General features: G+C 70.5%; 13 protein-coding genes, 1 tRNA gene and 1 pseudogene. 10 read left to right on the top strand and 5 right to left on the bottom strand.

What is annotated here, in order from left to right; all coding sequences use genetic code 11:
• On the bottom strand, positions 1-1,236 hold a 1,236-nt coding region (locus tag KBZ10_RS28565; RefSeq protein ID WP_210990644.1), incomplete at its 3' end, for a lytic transglycosylase domain-containing protein.
• Positions 1,237-1,680: 444 nt separating this feature from the next.
• Between KBZ10_RS28565 and KBZ10_RS28560 the strand changes: the two genes are divergently transcribed.
• The gene (locus tag KBZ10_RS28560; protein WP_374223433.1) at positions 1,681-2,388 is read left to right on the top strand and encodes a DUF4184 family protein; all 708 of its coding nucleotides are present in this window, start codon (positions 1,681-1,683) and stop codon (positions 2,386-2,388) included.
• Positions 2,389-2,408: 20 nt separating this feature from the next.
• Here KBZ10_RS28560 and polA read toward each other — a convergent pair whose 3' ends face one another.
• Positions 2,409-5,141 (bottom strand): DNA polymerase I, encoded by a 2,733-nt coding sequence (gene polA / locus KBZ10_RS28555; RefSeq protein WP_210990642.1) that lies wholly within the window; start codon positions 5,139-5,141, stop codon positions 2,409-2,411.
• A gap of 165 nt (positions 5,142-5,306) precedes the next feature.
• On the opposite strand from polA, the gene KBZ10_RS28550 reads away from it, so the two are divergent.
• The 7 genes from KBZ10_RS28550 to KBZ10_RS28520 all read left to right on the top strand — a co-directional run bounded on the left by KBZ10_RS28550 (position 5,307) and on the right by KBZ10_RS28520 (position 14,833).
• A complete protein-coding gene (locus tag KBZ10_RS28550; protein ID WP_210990641.1) occupies positions 5,307-7,664 on the top strand; it encodes an FdhF/YdeP family oxidoreductase in 2,358 nt (785 codons plus the stop codon).
• Positions 7,665-7,768: 104 nt separating this feature from the next.
• The gene (locus tag KBZ10_RS28545; protein WP_210990640.1) at positions 7,769-8,230 is read left to right on the top strand and encodes a PaaI family thioesterase; all 462 of its coding nucleotides are present in this window, start codon (positions 7,769-7,771) and stop codon (positions 8,228-8,230) included.
• Between the two features lie 704 nt (positions 8,231-8,934).
• Positions 8,935-10,173: a branched-chain amino acid ABC transporter substrate-binding protein gene (locus KBZ10_RS28540; RefSeq protein WP_210990639.1), complete on the top strand. Its 1,239-nt coding sequence runs from the start codon at positions 8,935-8,937 to the stop codon at positions 10,171-10,173.
• Between the two features lie 104 nt (positions 10,174-10,277).
• The gene (locus KBZ10_RS28535) at positions 10,278-11,207 is read left to right on the top strand and encodes a branched-chain amino acid ABC transporter permease (RefSeq protein ID WP_210990638.1); all 930 of its coding nucleotides are present in this window, start codon (positions 10,278-10,280) and stop codon (positions 11,205-11,207) included.
• Between the two features lie 5 nt (positions 11,208-11,212).
• On the top strand, positions 11,213-13,129 hold the full coding sequence (locus tag KBZ10_RS28530; RefSeq protein WP_210990637.1) for a branched-chain amino acid ABC transporter permease: 1,917 nt from the start codon (positions 11,213-11,215) through the stop codon (positions 13,127-13,129).
• 4 nt (positions 13,130-13,133) lie between these two features.
• Positions 13,134-14,120 carry an ABC transporter ATP-binding protein gene (locus tag KBZ10_RS28525; RefSeq protein WP_210990636.1) on the top strand — a complete coding sequence of 329 codons (987 nt, stop codon included), beginning with the start codon at positions 13,134-13,136 and terminating at the stop codon, positions 14,118-14,120.
• The gene (locus tag KBZ10_RS28520; protein WP_210990635.1) at positions 14,117-14,833 is read left to right on the top strand and encodes an ABC transporter ATP-binding protein; all 717 of its coding nucleotides are present in this window, start codon (positions 14,117-14,119) and stop codon (positions 14,831-14,833) included. Before KBZ10_RS28525 ends, KBZ10_RS28520 begins: the two co-directional genes overlap by 4 nt.
• A gap of 98 nt (positions 14,834-14,931) precedes the next feature.
• Here KBZ10_RS28520 and KBZ10_RS28515 read toward each other — a convergent pair whose 3' ends face one another.
• Complete coding sequence (locus KBZ10_RS28515) at positions 14,932-15,627, bottom strand: response regulator (protein ID WP_247703138.1); 696 nt, start codon at positions 15,625-15,627, stop codon at positions 14,932-14,934.
• 65 nt (positions 15,628-15,692) lie between these two features.
• Between KBZ10_RS28515 and KBZ10_RS28510 the strand changes: the two genes are divergently transcribed.
• Positions 15,693-15,766, top strand: a tRNA-Leu gene (locus KBZ10_RS28510).
• 108 nt (positions 15,767-15,874) lie between these two features.
• Complete coding sequence (locus tag KBZ10_RS28505; RefSeq protein ID WP_210990634.1) at positions 15,875-16,657, top strand: transcriptional regulator; 783 nt, start codon at positions 15,875-15,877, stop codon at positions 16,655-16,657.
• Between the two features lie 80 nt (positions 16,658-16,737).
• On the opposite strand, the gene pyk is transcribed toward KBZ10_RS28505, so the two are convergent.
• On the bottom strand, positions 16,738-18,174 hold the full coding sequence (gene pyk, locus KBZ10_RS28500; protein WP_210990633.1) for a pyruvate kinase: 1,437 nt from the start codon (positions 18,172-18,174) through the stop codon (positions 16,738-16,740).
• Positions 18,175-18,263: 89 nt separating this feature from the next.
• Positions 18,264-18,721, bottom strand: a pseudogene (locus tag KBZ10_RS28495) (GNAT family N-acetyltransferase); the annotation flags it as partial.

The raw sequence follows: 18,721 nt of genomic DNA, 5'->3' as shown, positions 1-18,721 counted from the left end.
GGTGGGGGTGGGGGTGGGGGTGGGGCTGCCCGACCCGGAGCTTCCGCTCGGCGAGGGGGAGACCGGATCGGTGGGGCACTCGGCGGGGGGCGTGCTCTCCTCGTCGTCCGGCTCGGACTCCGAGGGGGAGGGCGACGGAGAGGCGGAGCCGGAGGCGGAGGAAGAGGCGGAGCCGGAGGCGGAGGAAGAGGCGGAGGAGCTGCCCCCGGGGCTGATGGTTCCGCCGGCGGTCGCGGTCGGCGCACCGGGCCCGCGCGGCTTGTCACCCTGGTCGGTGGGGTCGCTGCCCGGCTTCTCGCCCTGGCCGCCGTCCGTGCCCCCGCCCTGGCCCCGGTCCCGGTCGCTGCCGTCCGAGCCGGAGCCGGAGTCCTGGTGCGAGCCGCCCCGGCCGCCGGAGCCGCCGGGCTTGCCGCCGTCCGCGGAGCCGGCGCCGGGGGTGCGGGGGAGGACACCGGTGCCGTCGGGAACCCGGTGCGTGCCCTTGCGGTAGAACTCCAGCCAGGACAGGACCGTGCGGAGATACTCCCGCGAGCGGTTGTATCCGAGGATGGCGGCTTCCAGGTCCGCCGGGGCCGACAGATCGCGGCTGCCGGCGCAGAGGTAGCGACCGGCGGCCAGCGCCGCGTCATAGATGTTGTTGGGGTCCTTCGCGCCGTCCCCGTTGCCGTCGGCGCCCCAGCGCATCCAGGTGCCCGGGATGAACTGCATCGGGCCGACCGCCCGGTCGTACACGCTGTCGTTGTCGTAGGTGCCGCCGTCGGTGTCCGAGATGCTGGCGAAGCCGTTGCCGTTGAGCTGCGGGCCGAGGATGGGGGTGAGGGTGGTGCCCTCGGCGTCCACGGCCCCGCCGCGGGCCTGGCCGGATTCCACCCGGCCGATCGCGGCGAGCAGCTCCCACGGGAGGTTGCACTCCGGGTTGCTTTCGGCGAGCGACGCCTCGGCCCTCTTGTACGCGGCGAGGACGGTGGCCGGTATGCCGGAGTCCCGGTCTTCGGTATCCGGCAGGCCGGCGGAGGCACCGGGCTTGTCCGGGATCTGCAGCGGCGGCAGTTCCGTGTGGTACGGCGACCCGCCGTCGATGGGGTGGTCCTCGGACGGCGAACCGGCGGGCACCTCGGGGTCCTTGGGGGGCAGGGACCCCGGGGCCTGGGACGCCGTCAGCGCCGCCATCGCCACCGCCGCGATGGCTGTCGTGGCCGCTCCCCTGCGAAGCCGTCGGCCGATGTGCGCCGCCATGCTGCGTCCCTCCCCTGCGTTCCGGGGCGGAACCGCCGCCCCTCCGACACCTTCCGCGCTGCCGAACACCGCCATACGGCCTGCTCCCCCTGACGGTCTTTCCCAGCAACTGCCGCGACACTACGACAACTTCTGGCCCGAGGTCACCGCCCCCCTGCATGTTTCACCACATTCGCACCACCGGGCCGCGCGGAGGCGGACCTCCGGACCCGCAGCAGCCTCCCGGCTTCCTCCGGCAGCGGCCTCCGGGCTTCCCGGCCGGCGCACCGGGGGGCGGGCGGGGCGGAGGCGTTCGGACCCGCCGCGTCCCCTGGGGCGGACCGGCGGGTCCCGCATCCGTCCCGGTCCGGCGCGGGCCGCCGCGGTTCGCTCCGGGAACCGTTGTGAGGGCGCGGCCGCGCGCCGGAGGAACGGGGCGCGGCCCGGTGGCTCCGCGGAGACCCGCTGGTGGGACTGGTGCCCCCGGGCCTGCGGGGACGGGTGTACGGGCTGCTGCGCGGCCGGCCGTGGCGGGGCCTGCCGGTGCCGTCGCTCGTGCTGTGGTTCTGGGTGTCGGCCGCGCTCGGCGCCGCCACGCACGTGGTGTGGGACGCGTTCACCCACCCCGGCCGCTGGGGTGTGCGGCTGCTGCCCGTACTGGGCGAGACGGCAGCGGGCTTTCCGCTCTACTACTACGCGCAGTACGGAAGTTCGGCGCTGGCTCTGGTGGTTGTGGCGGTGTTCCTGGTGTCGGCGGTGCGGCGGTCGCCGGACGCGGTGCTGCCGGTGTCCGTGCCGCGCCCGGCGGCATCGGGGCGGTTCCTGGCCGTGACGCTGCTCGGGCTGTGCGCGGCGGTGGGTGCCGTGCACCGCTGCGTGCGCCGGCACGCCGCCACCGGCTGGGACTACAACCTCGTCGACTACACGCCCACGGCCGTGTTCGGTGCGGGTGCGGGCCTGGCGGCGGGCCTCGCGGTCCACGCCGCGGCGGTCCGCGCGCACCGGTGGCGGCCCTCCAGGGAGCCGCCCGGCACGGAACCCGCGCCCCGCCCGGGCGGGACCGCCGCCGCGCCGGCCGCCCCGGCCGGGCCGCACCACGCTGAGGCGGCCGGGAGCCGGGAATCCCCGGAGGCCGCGGCCGGGGCGGAACCCGTCGAGGGCCGCCCCTGGTGACGGCCGTCTGCGGGCGGCCGTCAGTGGGCGGCCGACTCCCAGTCCGTGCCGAAGCCGACGGCCACGTCCAGCGGCGCCCGCAGGTCCGCGGCACCGGCCATCTCGCGGCGGACCAGTTCCTCCACCGGTCCGCGTTCCCCGTGCGCCACCTCCAGCACGATCTCGTCGTGCACCTGGAGCAGGATCCGCGACTCCAGGCCCTGCTCCGCCAGGGCCCGGTCCACCCGCAGCATCGCGATCTTCACGATGTCGGCGGCGGTCCCCTGGATGGGGGCGTTGAGCGCCATCCGCTCGGCCGCCTCCCGGCGCTGCCGGTTGTCGCTGTTGAGGTCCGGCAGATAGCGGCGGCGGCCCAGGATCGTCGAGGTGTAGCCGCAGGCCCTGGCCTCCTCCACCACCCGGTGGAGATAGTCCCGGACTCCGCCGAAACGCTCGAAGTAGGTGTCCATCAGCCGCCGCGCCTCGGCCGCCTCGATGCCGAGCTGCTGGGACAGCCCGAACGCGGAGAGACCGTAGGCGAGCCCGTAGGACATGGCTTTGATCTTGCGGCGCATCTCCGGGTCGACACCGCTCCGGCTGACGCCGAAGACCTGGGAGGCGACGGTGGAGTGCAGGTCCTCACCGGAGGTGAACGCCTCGACCAGCCCCTCGTCCTCCGAGAGATGGGCCATCACCCGCAGCTCGATCTGGCTGTAGTCGGCCGTCAGCAGGGATTCGTAGCCCTCGCCGACGACGAAACCGCGGCGGATCGCCCGGCCCTCGTCCGTGCGGACCGGGATGTTCTGCAGATTGGGGTCGGTCGAGGAGAGCCGGCCGGTGGCGGCCACCGTCTGGTTGAAGGAGGTGTGGATGCGCCCGTCGGGCGCGATCGTCTTGATCAGCCCCTCGACCGTGGACCGCAGCCGGGCCTGCTCACGGTGGCGCAGCATGATCACGGGCAGTTCGTGCTCGGTCTGCTGGGCCAGCCAGGCCAGGGCGTCGGCGTCGGTGGTGTAACCGGTCTTGGTCTTCTTCGTCTTGGGCAGGCCCAGTTCGCCGAAGAACACCTCCTGGAGCTGCTTGGGGGAGCCCAGGTTGAACTCGTGCCCCACCGCGTCGTGCGCCTCGCGGACCGCCTGCTGCACGGCGGCGGCGAACTGCTGCTCCATCCGGTCCAGCCAGCCGCGGTCGGCGGCGATGCCCGCCCGCTCCATCCTGGCCAGCAGTTCCGAGGTCGGCAGATCCACCTCCCGCAGCAGATCGGCGGCGCCGACCTCCGCCAGCCGCTCCCCCAGCACCTCCCCGAGGTCCAGCACGGTGCGGGCCTCCGCCATCAGCGCGGTCCGCTCGGCCTCCTCGTCGGCGCCGAAGGCCAGCTGACCGGCGCCGCCGGCCGCCGGGGCCAGCTCGCGGCCCAGGTATTCCAGCGAGAGGGCGTCGAGGTCGAAGGTACGGCGGCCGGGCTTGACGAGATACGCGGCGAGAGCGGTGTCCATCGTGATCCCGGCGAGCGTCCAGCCGTGCTCGGCGAAGACCCGCATGGTCTCCTTCGCCTTGTGCACCACCTTCGGCCGGGCCGCGTCCGCCGTCCAGGCGGCGAAGGCCCGCTCGTCGGCCTCGTCCAGCTGGGTGGGGTCGCACCAGACGGCCTGCCCGGAGGCGGGCGCCAGGGCGATCTCGGCACAGCTGCCGGTGCCCAGCGACCAGCTGACCACCGTGGCGAGCCCCAGCAGCTGCCCGCCGTGCGCCTTCAGCCAGGGGGCGAGCTCGCCGGAGCCCAGCACCTCGCCGTCCACCTCGACCCCGGCCGCCGGGGCCGGCTCCTCCTCCTGCGCGCCCGGGTCCACGGCCAGCAGCCGCTCCCGCAGATTGGGGTTGCGGATCTCCAGCGAGTCGAGCAGCACCGCCAGGGACTTGCGGTCGTACGGCTCCCGGCACAGCCCCTCCGGGCCCGTCGGCAGCGCCACATCCCTTATCAGGCCCGTCAGACGGTGGTTGAGCTTGACCGCGTCCAGATGCTCGCGGAGGTTCTGCCCCGCCTTGCCCTTGACCTCCTCGGCCCGCGCCACCAGCTCGTCGAACGACCCGAACTGGTTGATCCACTTGGCGGCCGTCTTCTCCCCCACGCCCGGGATGCCGGGGAGATTGTCCGACGGGTCCCCCCGCAGGGCCGCGAAGTCCGGGTACTGGGCCGGGGACAGGCCGTACTTCTCCCGCACCTTCTCCGGCGTGAAGCGGGTCAGCTCCGAGACGCCCTTCGTCGGGTAGAGCACCGTGACATGATCGCTGACCAACTGGAACGCATCACGGTCACCCGTGACGATCAGCACCTCGAAGCCCGCGGCCTCCGCCCGGGTGGCGAGCGTGGCGATGACGTCGTCCGCCTCGTAGCCCTCCACCGCGAAACGGGTGACCCGCATCGTGTCGAGCAGCTCGCCGATCAGCTCCACCTGGCCCTTGAACTCGTCCGGCGACTTGGAGCGGTTCGCCTTGTACTCCGCGAACTCCTCCGAACGCCACGTCCTGCGCGACACGTCGAACGCGACGGCCAGATGCGTCGGCTGCTCGTCACGCACCGTGTTCGCCAGCATCGAGGCGAAGCCGTAGATCGCGTTCGTCGGCTGCCCCATGCTCGTCGTGAAATTCTCCGCGGGCAGCGCGAAGAACGCGCGGTACGCCAGGGAATGCCCGTCCATGAGCATCAGTCGGGGCCGGCCCTCCCCCTGTCCGGGAGAAGCGGTCGCTGCGGTCTTCTTCGATGCTGTCTTCGCCACGTGCACGATCCTGCCAGACCCCGCTGACACTCCCCGCCCGCACGACACCCCGCCGGCCCCGCCACCCGGACCACCCCGTTCCCCGCAGCACCGGACCCCGCGCCGGCACCCCGTGGGAGGATCGGCCGCACACCCGCCGCCGCGAGCGAAGCCCGAGGAGAAGCCATGGCAGGCAAGCCGCCCGCAAGCGACCCGGTCCAGGACGCACCGGAGGTCGGTCCCCCGCCCCGCGCCGCCGCCGGGCTGCCCGCCGTCGGCCGCACCCTCCGCATGGCCGGACGGCAGATGGGCGTCCGCCGCACCGCCCTCACCCTCCTCAAGGTCAACCAGAAGGACGGCTTCGACTGCCCCGGCTGCGCCTGGCCCGAGGGCGACAAGCGGCACACCGCCGAGTTCTGCGAGAACGGCGCCAAGGCCGTCGCCGAGGAGGCGACCCTGCGCCGGGTCACCCCCGACTTCTTCGCCGCCCACCCCGTCACCGCCCTCGCCGGCCGCAGCGGCTACTGGCTCGGCCAGCAGGGCAGGATCACCCAGCCGATGTACCTCCCCGAGGGCGCCACCCACTACGAACCCGTACCGTGGGAGCGCGCTTTCGACATCATCGCCGAAGAGCTGCGCGCCCTGCGCTCCCCCGACGAAGCCGTCTTCTACACCTCCGGGCGCACCAGCAACGAAGCCGCGTTCCTCTACCAGCTCTTCGCCCGCGAGTTCGGCACCAACAACCTGCCCGACTGCTCCAACCTCTGCCACGAGTCCTCGGGCTCCGCGCTCACCGAAACCCTCGGCGTCGGCAAGGGCAGCGTCCTCCTCGACGACCTCCACCGGGCCGACCTCATCATCGTCGCCGGCCAGAACCCGGGCACCAACCACCCCCGCATGCTCACCGCCCTCGAAGACGCCAAGGCCGCCGGCGCCCGCATCATCACCGTCAACCCGCTGCCCGAGGCCGGCATGGAACGGTTCAGGAACCCGCAGACCGCCCGCGGCCTCACCGGCCGCGGCACCCCCCTCACCGACCTCTTCCTGCAGATCCGCATCGGCGGCGACCAGGCCCTCTTCCGCGCCCTCAGCCGGCTCCTCCTCGAAGCGGACGACGCGGCGGACCACGGCGCCCCGGCGGCCTCCCCCGGCGGCCCCGCCCCCGTCGACCACGCCTTCGTCCGCGAACACACCCACGGCTTCGAGGAGTTCGCCACCGCCGCCCGCTCCGCCGACTGGGACGGCATCCTGAACGCCACCGGCCTCGACCGCTCCGACATCGACGCCGCACTGCGCATGGTCCTCGGCGCCCGGAGCATCATCGTCTGCTGGGCCATGGGCCTCACCCAGCACAAGCACTCCGTCCCCACCATCCGCGAGATCGTCAACTTCCTGCTGCTCCGCGGCAACATCGGCCGCCCCGGCGCCGGCGTCTGCCCCGTCCGCGGCCACAGCAACGTGCAGGGCGACCGCACCATGGGCATCTTCGAACGCCCCGCCCCCGCCTTCCTCGACGCCCTGGAGCGGGAGTTCGGCTTCGCGCCGCCGCGGCACCACGGCTACGACGTCGTCCGCTCCATCCGCGCCCTGCGCGACGGCACCGCCAAGGTCTTCTTCGCCATGGGCGGCAACTTCGTCTCCGCCTCACCCGACACCGACGTCACCGAAGCCGCGATGCGCCGCGCCCGGCTCACCGTCCACGTCTCCACCAAACTCAACCGCTCCCACGTCGTCACCGGCGCCCGGGCGCTCATCCTCCCCACCCTCGGCCGCACCGAACGCGACCACCAGGCGAGCGGCGAGCAGTTCGTCACCGTCGAGGACTCCATGGGCATGGTGCACGCCTCCCGCGGCCGCCTCGAACCGGCGAGCCCCCACCTGCTCTCCGAACCCGCCATCGTGTGCCGCCTCGCCCGCCGCGTCCTCGGCGACCGCAGCCGCACCCCCTGGGAAGCATTCGAACGGGACTACCGGCTCATCCGCGACCGGATCTCCCGCGTCGTCCCCGGCTTCGACGACTTCGAATCCAAGGTCGCCCGGCCCGGCGGCTTCACCCTGCCGCACGCCCCGCGCGACGACCGCCGCTTCCCCACCGCCACCGGCAAGGCCAACTTCACCGCCGCCCCCCTCACCCACCCCCGCGTGCCCGAGGGCCGGCTGCTGCTGCAGACCCTCCGCTCCCACGACCAGTACAACACCACCATCTACGGGCTCGACGACCGCTACCGCGGCATCAAGGGCGGCCGCCGCGTCGTCCTCGTCCACCCCGACGACGCCCGCGCCCTCGGCTTCCCGGACGGCTCCTACGCCGACCTCGTCGGCGAATGGACCGACGGCACCGAACGCCGCGCCCCCGGCTTCCGCGTCGTGCACTACCCCACCGCCCGCGGCTGCGCCGCCGCCTACTACCCCGAGACCAACGTCCTCGTCCCCCTCGACGCCACCGCCGACACCAGCAACACCCCCGCCAGCAAATCCGTCGTCATCAGGCTCGAACCCACCCCGCCCGCGGGAACCGGGGACGGCGCCCCGGCCGCTCCGTGATCCCCGGCACAGCGCCCACCCGGCACTCCTGATAGGACGGTGCACACCACACCGGCGGGAGGAACCCCCGCCGGACCCCCTGACGAGAACCGGAGCCGCGCCCCATGGGTGAGCAGAGCAAGATCGCCTTCCCCCAGGAGATCCTGGACGAGTACGCCGGCCTCGGCATCGACCTCACCACCCTGTTCTCCGCCGGGCACCTCGGCGCCCGCATGGGACTGGAAATCCAGGAAGCCTCCGCCGAGCGGGTCGTCGGCACCCTCCCCGTCGAGGGCAACACCCAGCCCTACGGCCTGCTGCACGGCGGCGCCTCCGCCGTCCTCGCCGAGACCCTCGGCTCCGTCGGCGCCATGCTCCACGGCGGCGTCCGTAAACTCGCCGTCGGCGTCGACCTGAACTGCACCCACCACCGGGGTGTCCGCTCCGGTCTCGTCACCGGCGTCGCCACCCCCGTCCACCGCGGCCGCACCACCGCCACCTACGAAACCGTCATCACCGACGAGGACGGCAAGCGGGTCTGCAGCGCCCGGCTCACCTGCCTCCTCAAGGACGCGCCCCTCAGCTGACGCCGCTCCCCGCCGCCGCCCCGGGCCCTCCCAGCGGCCGGGGCGGCGGCACCCGGCGCACCCCGCCGCGGCAGCCACCACCGCCGCCGCCACCCCGGGCCGCGCACGCCGCCACCCCGGCCGCCGCCACCCCGGGCCGCGCACGCCGCCACCCCGGCCGCCGGCACCGGGCCGTTGCGCGCCCCGCCCGGCGAGCCCGCCCGGCGCGCCCGGCGCGCCCGGCGCGCCCGGGCCGCGATCCCCGGACCTCCACGCACCGTGTCCGAAACGTCCGGTCCGCTCACCCGGCCGTAACACTGCGTAACAATTCTGCCGAAGCCTCCGTCTCCGGCCCACCGCCGCCCCGCCCCCACGGCGCCCTCCCCCGGCAGCACGCCCGATATGCGGACCCCTCCTCCCCACCCGGCCCCGCCACCCACCGGCCGAACTGCGGAATCACCACCTCCGGCACGTCCGCTGCCCGAGCGACCCCCACCGGCAGCCCGCACGCCCACCGCACCCGCCCCCGAAGACACACCGGGCATAACAAGAGAGTCACATCCTCTCCCGCCCTCTGCCCGGGCGTAGCTCATCCCCATATATTCACCGCCAGTTACCGCGCCGCCGGGTGCGACACCGCAATGCCCACCAAGCGCACTGCCCCCGCCCGGCAACGCACACGGCCCACTCAGGCGAGAAGGCCGCGCCAGGGGAAAGGACAGAACGTGCGTCAACGTTCCTTGCTCATCATCACCACCGCGGTCACCGCGGGGGCACTCACACTCACGGCCTGCGGCTCACGCGACGACAGCGCGGGAGGCGGAGACGACGGCAACACCACCGTCGTGATCGGCGTCGACGCCCCGCTCTCCGGCAAGCTCTCCGCCCTCGGCCAGGGCATCAAGAACTCCGCCGAGCTTGCCACCAAGACCGCCAACAAGAACAAGGAAGTCGACGGCGTCACCTTCAAGATCCTCGCCCTCGACGACGTCGCCCAGCCCGGCACCGGCCAGCAGAACGCCAACCGCATCATCGACAACAAGCAGGCCATCGCCTCCATCGGCCCGCTGAACTCCAACGTCGCCCCGCCGATGCAGAAGGCGTTCGACAACGCCGACATGGCGCTCATATCCCCCGCCAACACCGCCCCCGAACTCACCCAGGGCAAGGACTGGCGCAGCGGCAAGAAGGTCCGCCCCTTCAAGACCTACTTCCGCACCTCCACCACCGACGCCGTACAGGGCCCCTACGCCGCCCAGTACATGTACGAGGAGAAGAAGCTCAAGAAGGTCTTCGTCATCGACGACAAGAAGACCTACGGAGCCGGCCTCGCAGGCACCTTCAAGGACGAATTCGTCAAACTCGGCGGCAAGGTCGTCGGCACCGACCACGTCAACCCCGAGGACACCGACTTCTCCGCCATCGCCACCAAGGTCAGCAACTCCGACGCCGACTTCGTCTACTACGGCGGCGAATACCCGGCCGGCGCCCCCCTCTCCGACCAGATCAAGAAGGCCGGAGCCAAGATCCCCGTCGTCGGCGGCGACGCCCTCTTCAGCGGCGAATACATCAAGCTCGCCAAGAAGAACGCCGAAGGCGACTTCGCCAGCTCCGTCGGCGCCCCCCTCGAAACCCTCGACACCGCCAAGGCCTTCATGAAGGACTACGAGGCCGCCGGCTACGACCTGCCCTACGAGGCCTACGGCGGCTACGCCTACGACAGCGTCTGGGCCATCATCCAGGCCGTGAAGGCCGTCGCCGAGAACAACGACGGCAAGCTCCCCGAGGACATGGACAAGGCCCGCAGCGAAGTCGTCAAGGCCGTCCAGGACGTCTCCTTCGAAGGCGTCAGCGGCGCCGTCGCCTTCGACGAATACGGCGACACCACCAACAAGCAGCTCTCCCTCTACCAGGTCAAGGACGGCAAGCACACCGTCGTCAAGACCGGCGAATACCAGGACTGACCCCAGGGCACACCCGCCCGCCCGACGCTCCACTACAGCTGCGCGGGGGCGCCACCAGCGCCCCCGCGCAGCCGTATCCACCACCCATACTCGGAGGCCCAGCGGTGCACGACCTGCCGCAGCAGCTTGCCAACGGCCTGATCCTCGGTGCGATGTACGGCTTGATCGCCATCGGGTACACCATGGTCTACGGCATAGTCCAGCTCATCAACTTCGCCCACGGCGAGATCTTCATGATCGGCGGATTCGGAGCCCTCACCGCCTGGCTCCTCCTCCCCGACGGCACCTCCATCGCCCTGGCCCTGCCGCTCATGCTCCTCATGGGCATGCTGGCCTCCGTCCTCGTCGGAGTCGGGGCGGAACGGTTCGCCTACCGCCCGCTGCGCGGCGGCCCCCGCCTGGCACCCCTCATCACCGCCATCGGCCTCTCCATCGCCCTCCAGCAGGCGATCTGGGCCTTCTACCCCGACGCCAAAAAAGCCCGCCCCTTCCCCCAGATCGGCGGCGGCCCCATCGACCTCGGGCCCTTCTCCGTCCAGCGCGGCGAACTCTTCCTCATCGCCGCCGCCCCCATCTGCATGATCACCCTGGCGCTCTTCGTCTCCAAGTCCCGCACCGGCCGCGCCATGCAGGCCACCTCGCAGGACCCCGACACCGCCAAACTCATGGGCATCAACACCGACCGCATCATCGTCACCGCCTTCGCCATCGGCGCCGCCTTCGCCGCCATCGCCGCCATCGCCCACGGCCTCAAATACGGCCAGGTCGAATTCAAAATGGGCTTCATCGCCGGACTCAAAGCCTTCACCGCCGCCGTCCTCGGCGGCATCGGCAACATCTACGGCGCCATGATCGGCGGACTCGTCCTCGGCCTCTCCGAAGCCATGGCCACCGCCTACATCGAATTCATCCCCGGCATGGAACTCTTCGGCGGCGGCGCCTGGAAGGACGTCTGGGCCTTCGTCCTCCTCATCCTCGTCCTGCTGCTACGGCCACAAGGCCTACTCGGCGAACGCGTCGCGGATCGGGCGTGATCACCATGACCACTGCGCAGACCACCCCAAAGACCACCGCACCGGCCACCACCACCCCGGGCGTCCTCCCCCTCCCCGCCGGCGCCGCCCGCATCGGCACCGCCGCCGGAGCCGCCCTCACCCTCGCGAGCACCTTCCTCGCCTGGACCTGGACCTCCGCCTTCCCCGGCAACCTCACCGTCACCGGCTACCCCGGCGGCCTCCAGGTCCTCACTCTCACCGGCTCCCTCCTCACCCTCCTCTTCCTCCTCTCCGGACACGGCATCCGCGGCCTCCGCTGGCTCACCCCCGGCGGCACCAACAGCCCCGTCCTCCTCCTCGCCCTCGGCACCCTCGCCACCACCTGGTACGCCATCGGCGCCATCACCACCACCCTCGGCGGCCTCGTCAACCTGGAGCCCGGCGGCTGGCTCGCCGCTCTCGCCTCCCTCCTCACCGCCGCCGCCGCCCTCGGCCTCCCCGCGGACACCCCCGCCGGTCCGGAGCAGCCGACCGCGACCCCCCTCCAGCGGCTCCGCCACGCCATGAAAGCCCCGGCACCCGGCCGCGCCAAGGACCTCCCTTCCTGGGCCGAGATCCTCCTCATCGCCGCCGCCTTCGCCGTCCTCCTCCACGTCTTCACCTACGGCATCGCCACCGAATACGGCGAACTCTTCATCGGCTTCCTCCTCCTCACCGGCCTCGCCGTACCCGCCCTCTCCAAAGCCGGCCTCGTCCGCCGCGTCAGCCGGCTCACCGCGCGGCACCGCAACATCTCCATCGCCTCCGCCTTCGTCGCCGCCGCCGCGTTCCCCCTCCTCCAGAGCGACAACCAATTCACCTCCATCGCCGCGAACATCCTCATCTTCGCGACCGTCGCCCTCGGACTGAACGTCGTCGTCGGCCTCGCCGGCCTCCTCGACCTCGGCTACGTCGCCTTCCTCGGCGTCGGCGCCTACACCGCCGCCCTCGTCTCCGGCTCCCCCTTCTCCAGCATCGGCGTCCAATTCCCCTTCTGGGCCGCCGTCCTCACCGGAGCCCTCGTCTCCCTCGTCTTCGGCGTCCTCATCGGCGCCCCCACCCTGCGCCTCCGCGGCGACTACCTCGCCATCGTCACCCTCGGCTTCGGCGAGATCTTCCGCATCGGCATGCAGAACCTCGACGGCATCTCCGGACCCGCCATCACCAACGGCTCCACCGGCATCCCCCAGATCCCCGACCTCGAAATCCTCGGATTCAACTTCGGTGAGTCCCACAGCTTCCTCGGCTTCGACTTCACCCGGTCGGCCAACTACTTCTGGCTGATGCTGTTCTTCACCGTCATCGTCGTCTCCGTCTTCCGGCGCTCCGACTCCTCCCGGATCGGCCGCGCCTGGGTCGCCATCCGCGAGGACGAAACCGCCGCCCGCGCCATGGGCATCAACGCCTTCCGGTTCAAGCTCATCGCCTTCGCCCTCGGCGCCACCCTCGCCGGACTCGCCGGCACCGTCCAGGCACACGCCGTCTCCTCCATCGACCCCGAACAGTACAAATTCGTCGAAGCCGTACCCCCCAACTCCGCCTTCCTCCTCGCCGCCGTCATCCTCGGCGGCATGGGAACCGTCGGCGGACCCCTCATCGGCGCCGCGCTCCTCTTCCTCATCCCCGCCAAACTCCAGTTCATCGGCGAATACCAGCTCCTCTTCTTCGGCCTCGCACTCGTGCTCCTCATGCGCTTCCGCCCCGAGGGCCTCGTCGCCGACCGCAGAAAGCAACTGGAATTCCACGACACCGGACAGCTCGACATGCCCGACGCGACCACCCTCGCGGACACAAACGGCAACGGCGGCAGCGACGGCAACGGAAACGGCGGCACCGGTACGGAAACCGGCACCCAAAACACCGACAACGGCAACGGCACCCCACCCGGCGGCACCGCCGGCCTCGGCAAGGCGGAGGCCTGACGACATGACCACCGACACCACCACACCCGCCGCCCCCACCCCCGGCGCGGCCCCCACGAGCCCCGTGCTCGAAGCCACCGGCGTCACCATGCGCTTCGGCGGCCTCACCGCCGTCGACAACGTCGCCCTCACCGTCAACAGCGGCGAGATCGTCGGCCTCATCGGCCCCAACGGCGCAGGCAAAACCACCTTCTTCAACTGCCTCACCGGCCTCTACATCCCCACCGAGGGCACCGTCTCCTACAAAGGCACCGTCCTCCCCCACCGCTCCCACCTCGTCACCCAGGCCGGGATCGCCCGCACCTTCCAGAACATCCGGCTCTTCCCTAACATGACCGTCCTGGAGAACGTTCTCGTCGGCCGCCACACCCGCACCAGAGAAGGACTCTTCTCCGCCCTCATCCGCGGCCCCCGCTTCAAGAAGGCAGAACGCGAATCCGAGGCCCGGGCCATGGAACTCCTCGAATTCACCGGCCTCGCCGCCAAACGCGACCACCTCGCCCGCAACCTCCCCTACGGCGAACAGCGCAAGCTCGAAATCGCCCGCGCCCTCGCCAGCGACCCCGGACTCCTCCTCCTCGACGAACCCACCGCGGGCATGAACCCCCAAGAGACGATGGCCACCCAGGAACTCGTCTTCGCCGTCCGCGACCAGGGCATCGCCGTCCTCGTCATCGAGCACGACATGCGGTTCATCTTCAACCTCTGCGACCGCGTCGCCGTCCTCGTCCAGGGCAGAAAACTCGTCGAAGGCACCCCCGCCGTCGTCCAAAGCGACGAACGCGTCGTCGCCGCCTACCTCGGCACCCCCTACGAAGGCGCCCCCGGCGCCGAAGAAGCCGCCGAAGTCGCAGCAGCCGAAGCGCACGCCGGACACACCACCGCCACCGCAGCGGACACCACGCAGCCGGAGACGGACACGGACACCCCCGGAACCAGCACCGACGACACCCCGGGCGGCACCGGCACCAAGGGAGAAGAACAGGCATGACCGCACTGCTCGAAGTCGAGGACCTGCGGGTCGCCTACGGCAAAATCGAAGCCGTCAAGGGAATCTCCTTCAGCGTCGAAGCCGGCCAGATCGTCACCCTCATCGGCACCAACGGCGCCGGCAAGACCACGACCCTGCGCACCCTCTCCGGACTGATCAAACCCCTCAGCGGCAAAATCATGTTCGACGGCAGACCCCTGAACGGCGTCCCCGCCCACAAAATCGTCGAACTGGGGCTGGCCCACTCCCCCGAGGGACGCCACATCTTCCCCCGGCTCACCATCGCGGAAAACCTCCAACTCGGAGCCTTCCTCCGCCGCGACACCTCCGGCATCGCCCAAGACATCGAACGCGCCTACGAACGCTTCCCCATCCTCGGCGAACGCCGCAAACAGCCCGCCGGCACCCTCTCCGGCGGCGAACAGCAAATGCTCGCCATGGGCCGCGCCCTCATGTCCCAGCCCAAACTGCTCATGCTGGACGAACCCTCCATGGGCCTCTCCCCCATCATGATGCAAAAGATCATGGAAACCATCAGCGAACTCAAGGAACAGGGCACCACCATCCTGCTCGTCGAACAGAACGCGCAGGCCGCCCTCTCCCTCGCCGACCAGGGACACGTCATGGAAATCGGCAAAATCGTCCTCTCCGGCACCGGACAGGACCTCCTCGTCGACGAATCCGTCCGCAAGGCCTACCTCGGCGAAGACTGACCCAACACCACCACCGAACACAGAAGGGGCCCGCAGCCGAACCGGCCGCGGGCCCCTTCCCCTTCCCCGCACGGCCAACAACCGCACGGGGACAACACTCACCCCTGCTGCTCCTGTTGCTGCTGACGCCGCTTCTCCTCGGCGTCCTCGATGATCGCCTCCGCCACCTGCTGCATCGACAACCGCCGGTCCATCGACGTCTTCTGAATCCACCGGAACGCCGCCGGCTCCGTCAACCCGTACTGCGTCTGCAGCACACTCTTCGCCCGGTCCACCAGCTTCCGCGTCTCCAACCGCTGCGTCAGATCCGCGACCTCCGACTCCAGCGCCTTCAACTGCGTGAACCGCGACACCGCCATCTCGATCGCCGGCACCACATCACTCTTGCTGAACGGCTTCACCAGATACGCCATCGCCCCGGCATCCCGCGCCCGCTCCACCAGCTCCCGCTGCGAGAACGCCGTCAGCATCAGCACCGGCGCGATACTCTCCGCCGCGATCTGCTCCGCCGCCGAGATCCCGTCCAGCACCGGCATCTTCACGTCCAGAATGACCAGATCCGGCCGGTGCTCACGGGCCAGCTCCACGGCCTTCTCGCCGTCCCCGGCCTCTCCCACGACCGAGTAGCCCTCTTCCTCCAGCATCTCTTTGAGATCCAGACGGATCAGCGCCTCGTCCTCGGCGATGACCACACGGGTGGTCGTCGGCGGGACGTGCGACTGCTCGTCGGCAACGGGCTGCTCGGGCTCGGCGGCGCTCACGGGTCTCCTCGTTCCAGGCAGGTAGTGCTCCATGAGCCTACCTAGCTCCTGTATGTTTGAGTCACAGCAGGGCAGAGCTATCCTTGCTTTCGAAGGACGCCCCGGTAGCCCAGTGGTTAGAGGCGCGACGCTCAAACCGTCGACAGCGTGGGTTCGAATCCCACCCGGGGCACTTACCTTCATTTCTTAGGTTTCCAACCGCTTGGCGATCTTCACTCCTGCGGGTGGACAGACCTTCGATTCCCGGCTCGGCTGTTCCCATCCGCGTCAGGCTCGCGTCATGTACGACGTCGATACGCGCAGGTTCGCCCTCACACTCATCGGCCAGGGGTGCTCCCTCTCCGAGGTCAGCAGACGGACGGGAGCATCCCGCTCCGCGATCCGCAGTTGGCGAGTCCGGCTCCTCCCGCTCCCCCGTATCACTCCGGAGAACGGCTGCCCGCGGTGTGCACCGGAGCCGCAGGCCTTGGCAACGCCTGCGGCCTACGCGTATCTCCTCGCCCTGTACCTCGGTGACGGCTGCATCAGTCCCCACCTCAAGACCAACGGCGCCTACCTGCGCATCGCCTGCTCGGACGCATGGCCTGGTCTCATCACGGAGTGCCAAAACGCTATGACAGCTGTACTTCCGGGTCGGAGCACCTATCTCGCACAGAAGCAGGGGTGCGCGATGGTCACCGGCTACAGCAAGCACTGGATCTGCCTTTTCCCGCAGCACGGACCGGGAAAGAAGCACGACCGTGCCATCGCTCTCGAAGCTTGGCAACAAGAGATCGTCGACGCCTTCCCCTGGGAATTCCTGCGCGGACTGGTGCATTCCGATGGCTGCCGGGTCACCAACTGGACGACCAAAGTCGTGCGCGGTGAGCGGAAGCGGTACGAATACCCGCGGTATTTCTTCACCAACACATCCGACGACATCCGGCAGCTCTACACGGACACCCTCGACCGGCTCGGGATCACCTGGACGCACTGCACGCGGGGCGGGAAGCCGTTCAACATCTCCGTCGCGCGGCGGGCCGATGTGGCGCTCATGGACGAGCACATCGGGCCGAAGCACTGAGGCCGTTCCCGGCCGGGCGCCGTGTCGCGCCGCGTCTGCGCGGAGGCGTCGGCGCCGGGCCGCGTCGCGCCGTCACGCCGTCACACCGTTGCGGCGGCGTCCTCGCCGATGCGGTGGACGCGGACCAGGTTCGTCGTGCCGGGGACGCCGGGCGGGGAGCCGGCCGTGATGACGACGATGTCGCCTTCCCGGCAGCGGCCGATGCGCTGCAGTTCCGCGTCGACCTGGGCGATCATCTCGTCGGTCGAGCCGGCCTCGGGGGTGAGGAAGGTTTCGACGCCCCAGGTGAGGCTGAGCTGGGCGCGGGTGGCGGGGTCGGGGGTGAAGGCGAGGAGGGGGATGGGTGAGCGGTAGCGGGAGAGGCGGCGTGCGGTGTCGCCGGACTGGGTGCAGGCGACGAGGTGGGTGGCGCCGAGGAAGTCGCCGAGTTCGGCGGCGGCGCGGGCGACGGAGCCGGCCTGGGTGCGGGGTTTGTGGGTGGTGACGAGGGGTGGGAGGCCTTGGGCGAGGAGGTTCTCCTCGGCGGCTTCGATGATGCGGGACATGGTGCGGACGGTGGGGGCGGGGTATTTGCCGACGCTGGTTTCGCCGGAGAGCATGACGGCGTCGGTGCCGTCCATGACGGCGTTGGCGACGTCGCTGGCTTCGGCGCGGGTGGGGCGGGATGCGTCGACCATGGAGTCGAGCATCTGGGTGGCGACGATGACGGGTTTGGCGTTGCGCCGGGTGAGTTTGACGGCGCGTTTTTGGACCATGGGGACGGTTTCGAGGGGCATTTCGACGCCGAGGTCGCCGCGGGCGACCATGATGCCGTCGAAGGCGGCGACGATGTCGTCGAGGTTGTGGACGGCCTGGGGTTTTTCGATTTTGGCGATGACGGGGATGTGGCGGCCTTCTTCTTTCATGACGCGGTGGACGTCGTCGGCGTCGTGTGCGGTGCGGACGAAGGAGAGGGCGATCATGTCGGCGCCGGTGCGGAGGGCCCAGCGGAGGTCTTCGATGTCTTTGGCGGAGAGGGCGGGGACGGAGACGGCGACGCCGGGGAGGTTGAGGCCTTTGTGGTCGGAGATGAGTCCGCCTTCGATGACGATGGTGTGGACGCGGGGTCCTTCGACGTTGGTGACTTCGAGGGTGACGCGGCCGTCGTCGACGAGGATGCGTTCGCCGCGGCTGACGTCGGCGGCGAGTCCGGTGTAGGTGGTGGAGGCGGTGTGCTGGTCGCCGGGGATGTCGTCGGTGGTGATGGTGAATTCGTCTCCTCGTTCGAGGAGGACGGGGCCTTCGCGGAAGCGGCCGAGGCGGATTTTGGGGCCTTGGAGGTCTGCGAGGATTCCGATGCTGCGTCCGGTTTCGTCGGCTGCTTTGCGGATGTGGTGGTAGCGGTTCTCGTGTTCGGTGTAGGTGCCGTGGCTGAGGTTGAGGCGGGCGACGTTCATTCCGGCGTCGATGAGGGCTTTGATCTGGTCGTATGAGTCTGTGGCGGGGCCCAGTGTGCAGACGATTTTCGCTCGGCGCATGGGGTCGACCTTATGACGTACCGGTGGGTAGCGATTTGGCTTGTGGTGACGGCTCGACGAGCTTTGAGTGAAAGCCCGCTGACGGTTCGTTAAAAGTGCAGTGGGCTGCTCTGATGAGCGTTTTCGGGTCTGCCGCGGGTGGTTCCGGGGGCGCTGCGGGGGGTGTCGGCGGGGCGTTTCCGGATCATGAGGACGGCCCTTTTGTCCGGGAGGCGGAGTTCGCCCGCGGGGTGGAATCCGGCGCGGCGGAAGGCGTGGACGGAGCGGGTGTTGCGGGTGTCGGGTTCGGCGAGGACGCGGGTGGCGTGGGGGTCGGTGGTGAGTTGGTGGTCGGAGACGGCGCGGATGAGGTGGGGTCCGAGGCCGCGGCCGCGGTAGTGGGGTGGGCCGAGGAGGAGGTGGAGGCCGGCGTCGTGGGGTTTCGCGGGGTAGTGGTGGGCGAGGGGGTCGAGGTCGGCGCGGTAGAGCTCCCAGTAGCTCTCATGGGGGTGTCGTCGAGGTGGCCGATGCAGGGGGTGGAGTGGCTGCCGGGGGTGAGGAGTTGTTC

The sequence above is a fragment of the Streptomyces sp. F63 genome (assembly GCF_018070345.1).
GTDB lineage: Bacteria > Actinomycetota > Actinomycetes > Streptomycetales > Streptomycetaceae > Streptomyces.
Note: the sequence above shows the minus strand (reverse complement) of the source record. Positions and strands in the feature narration are given on the sequence as shown.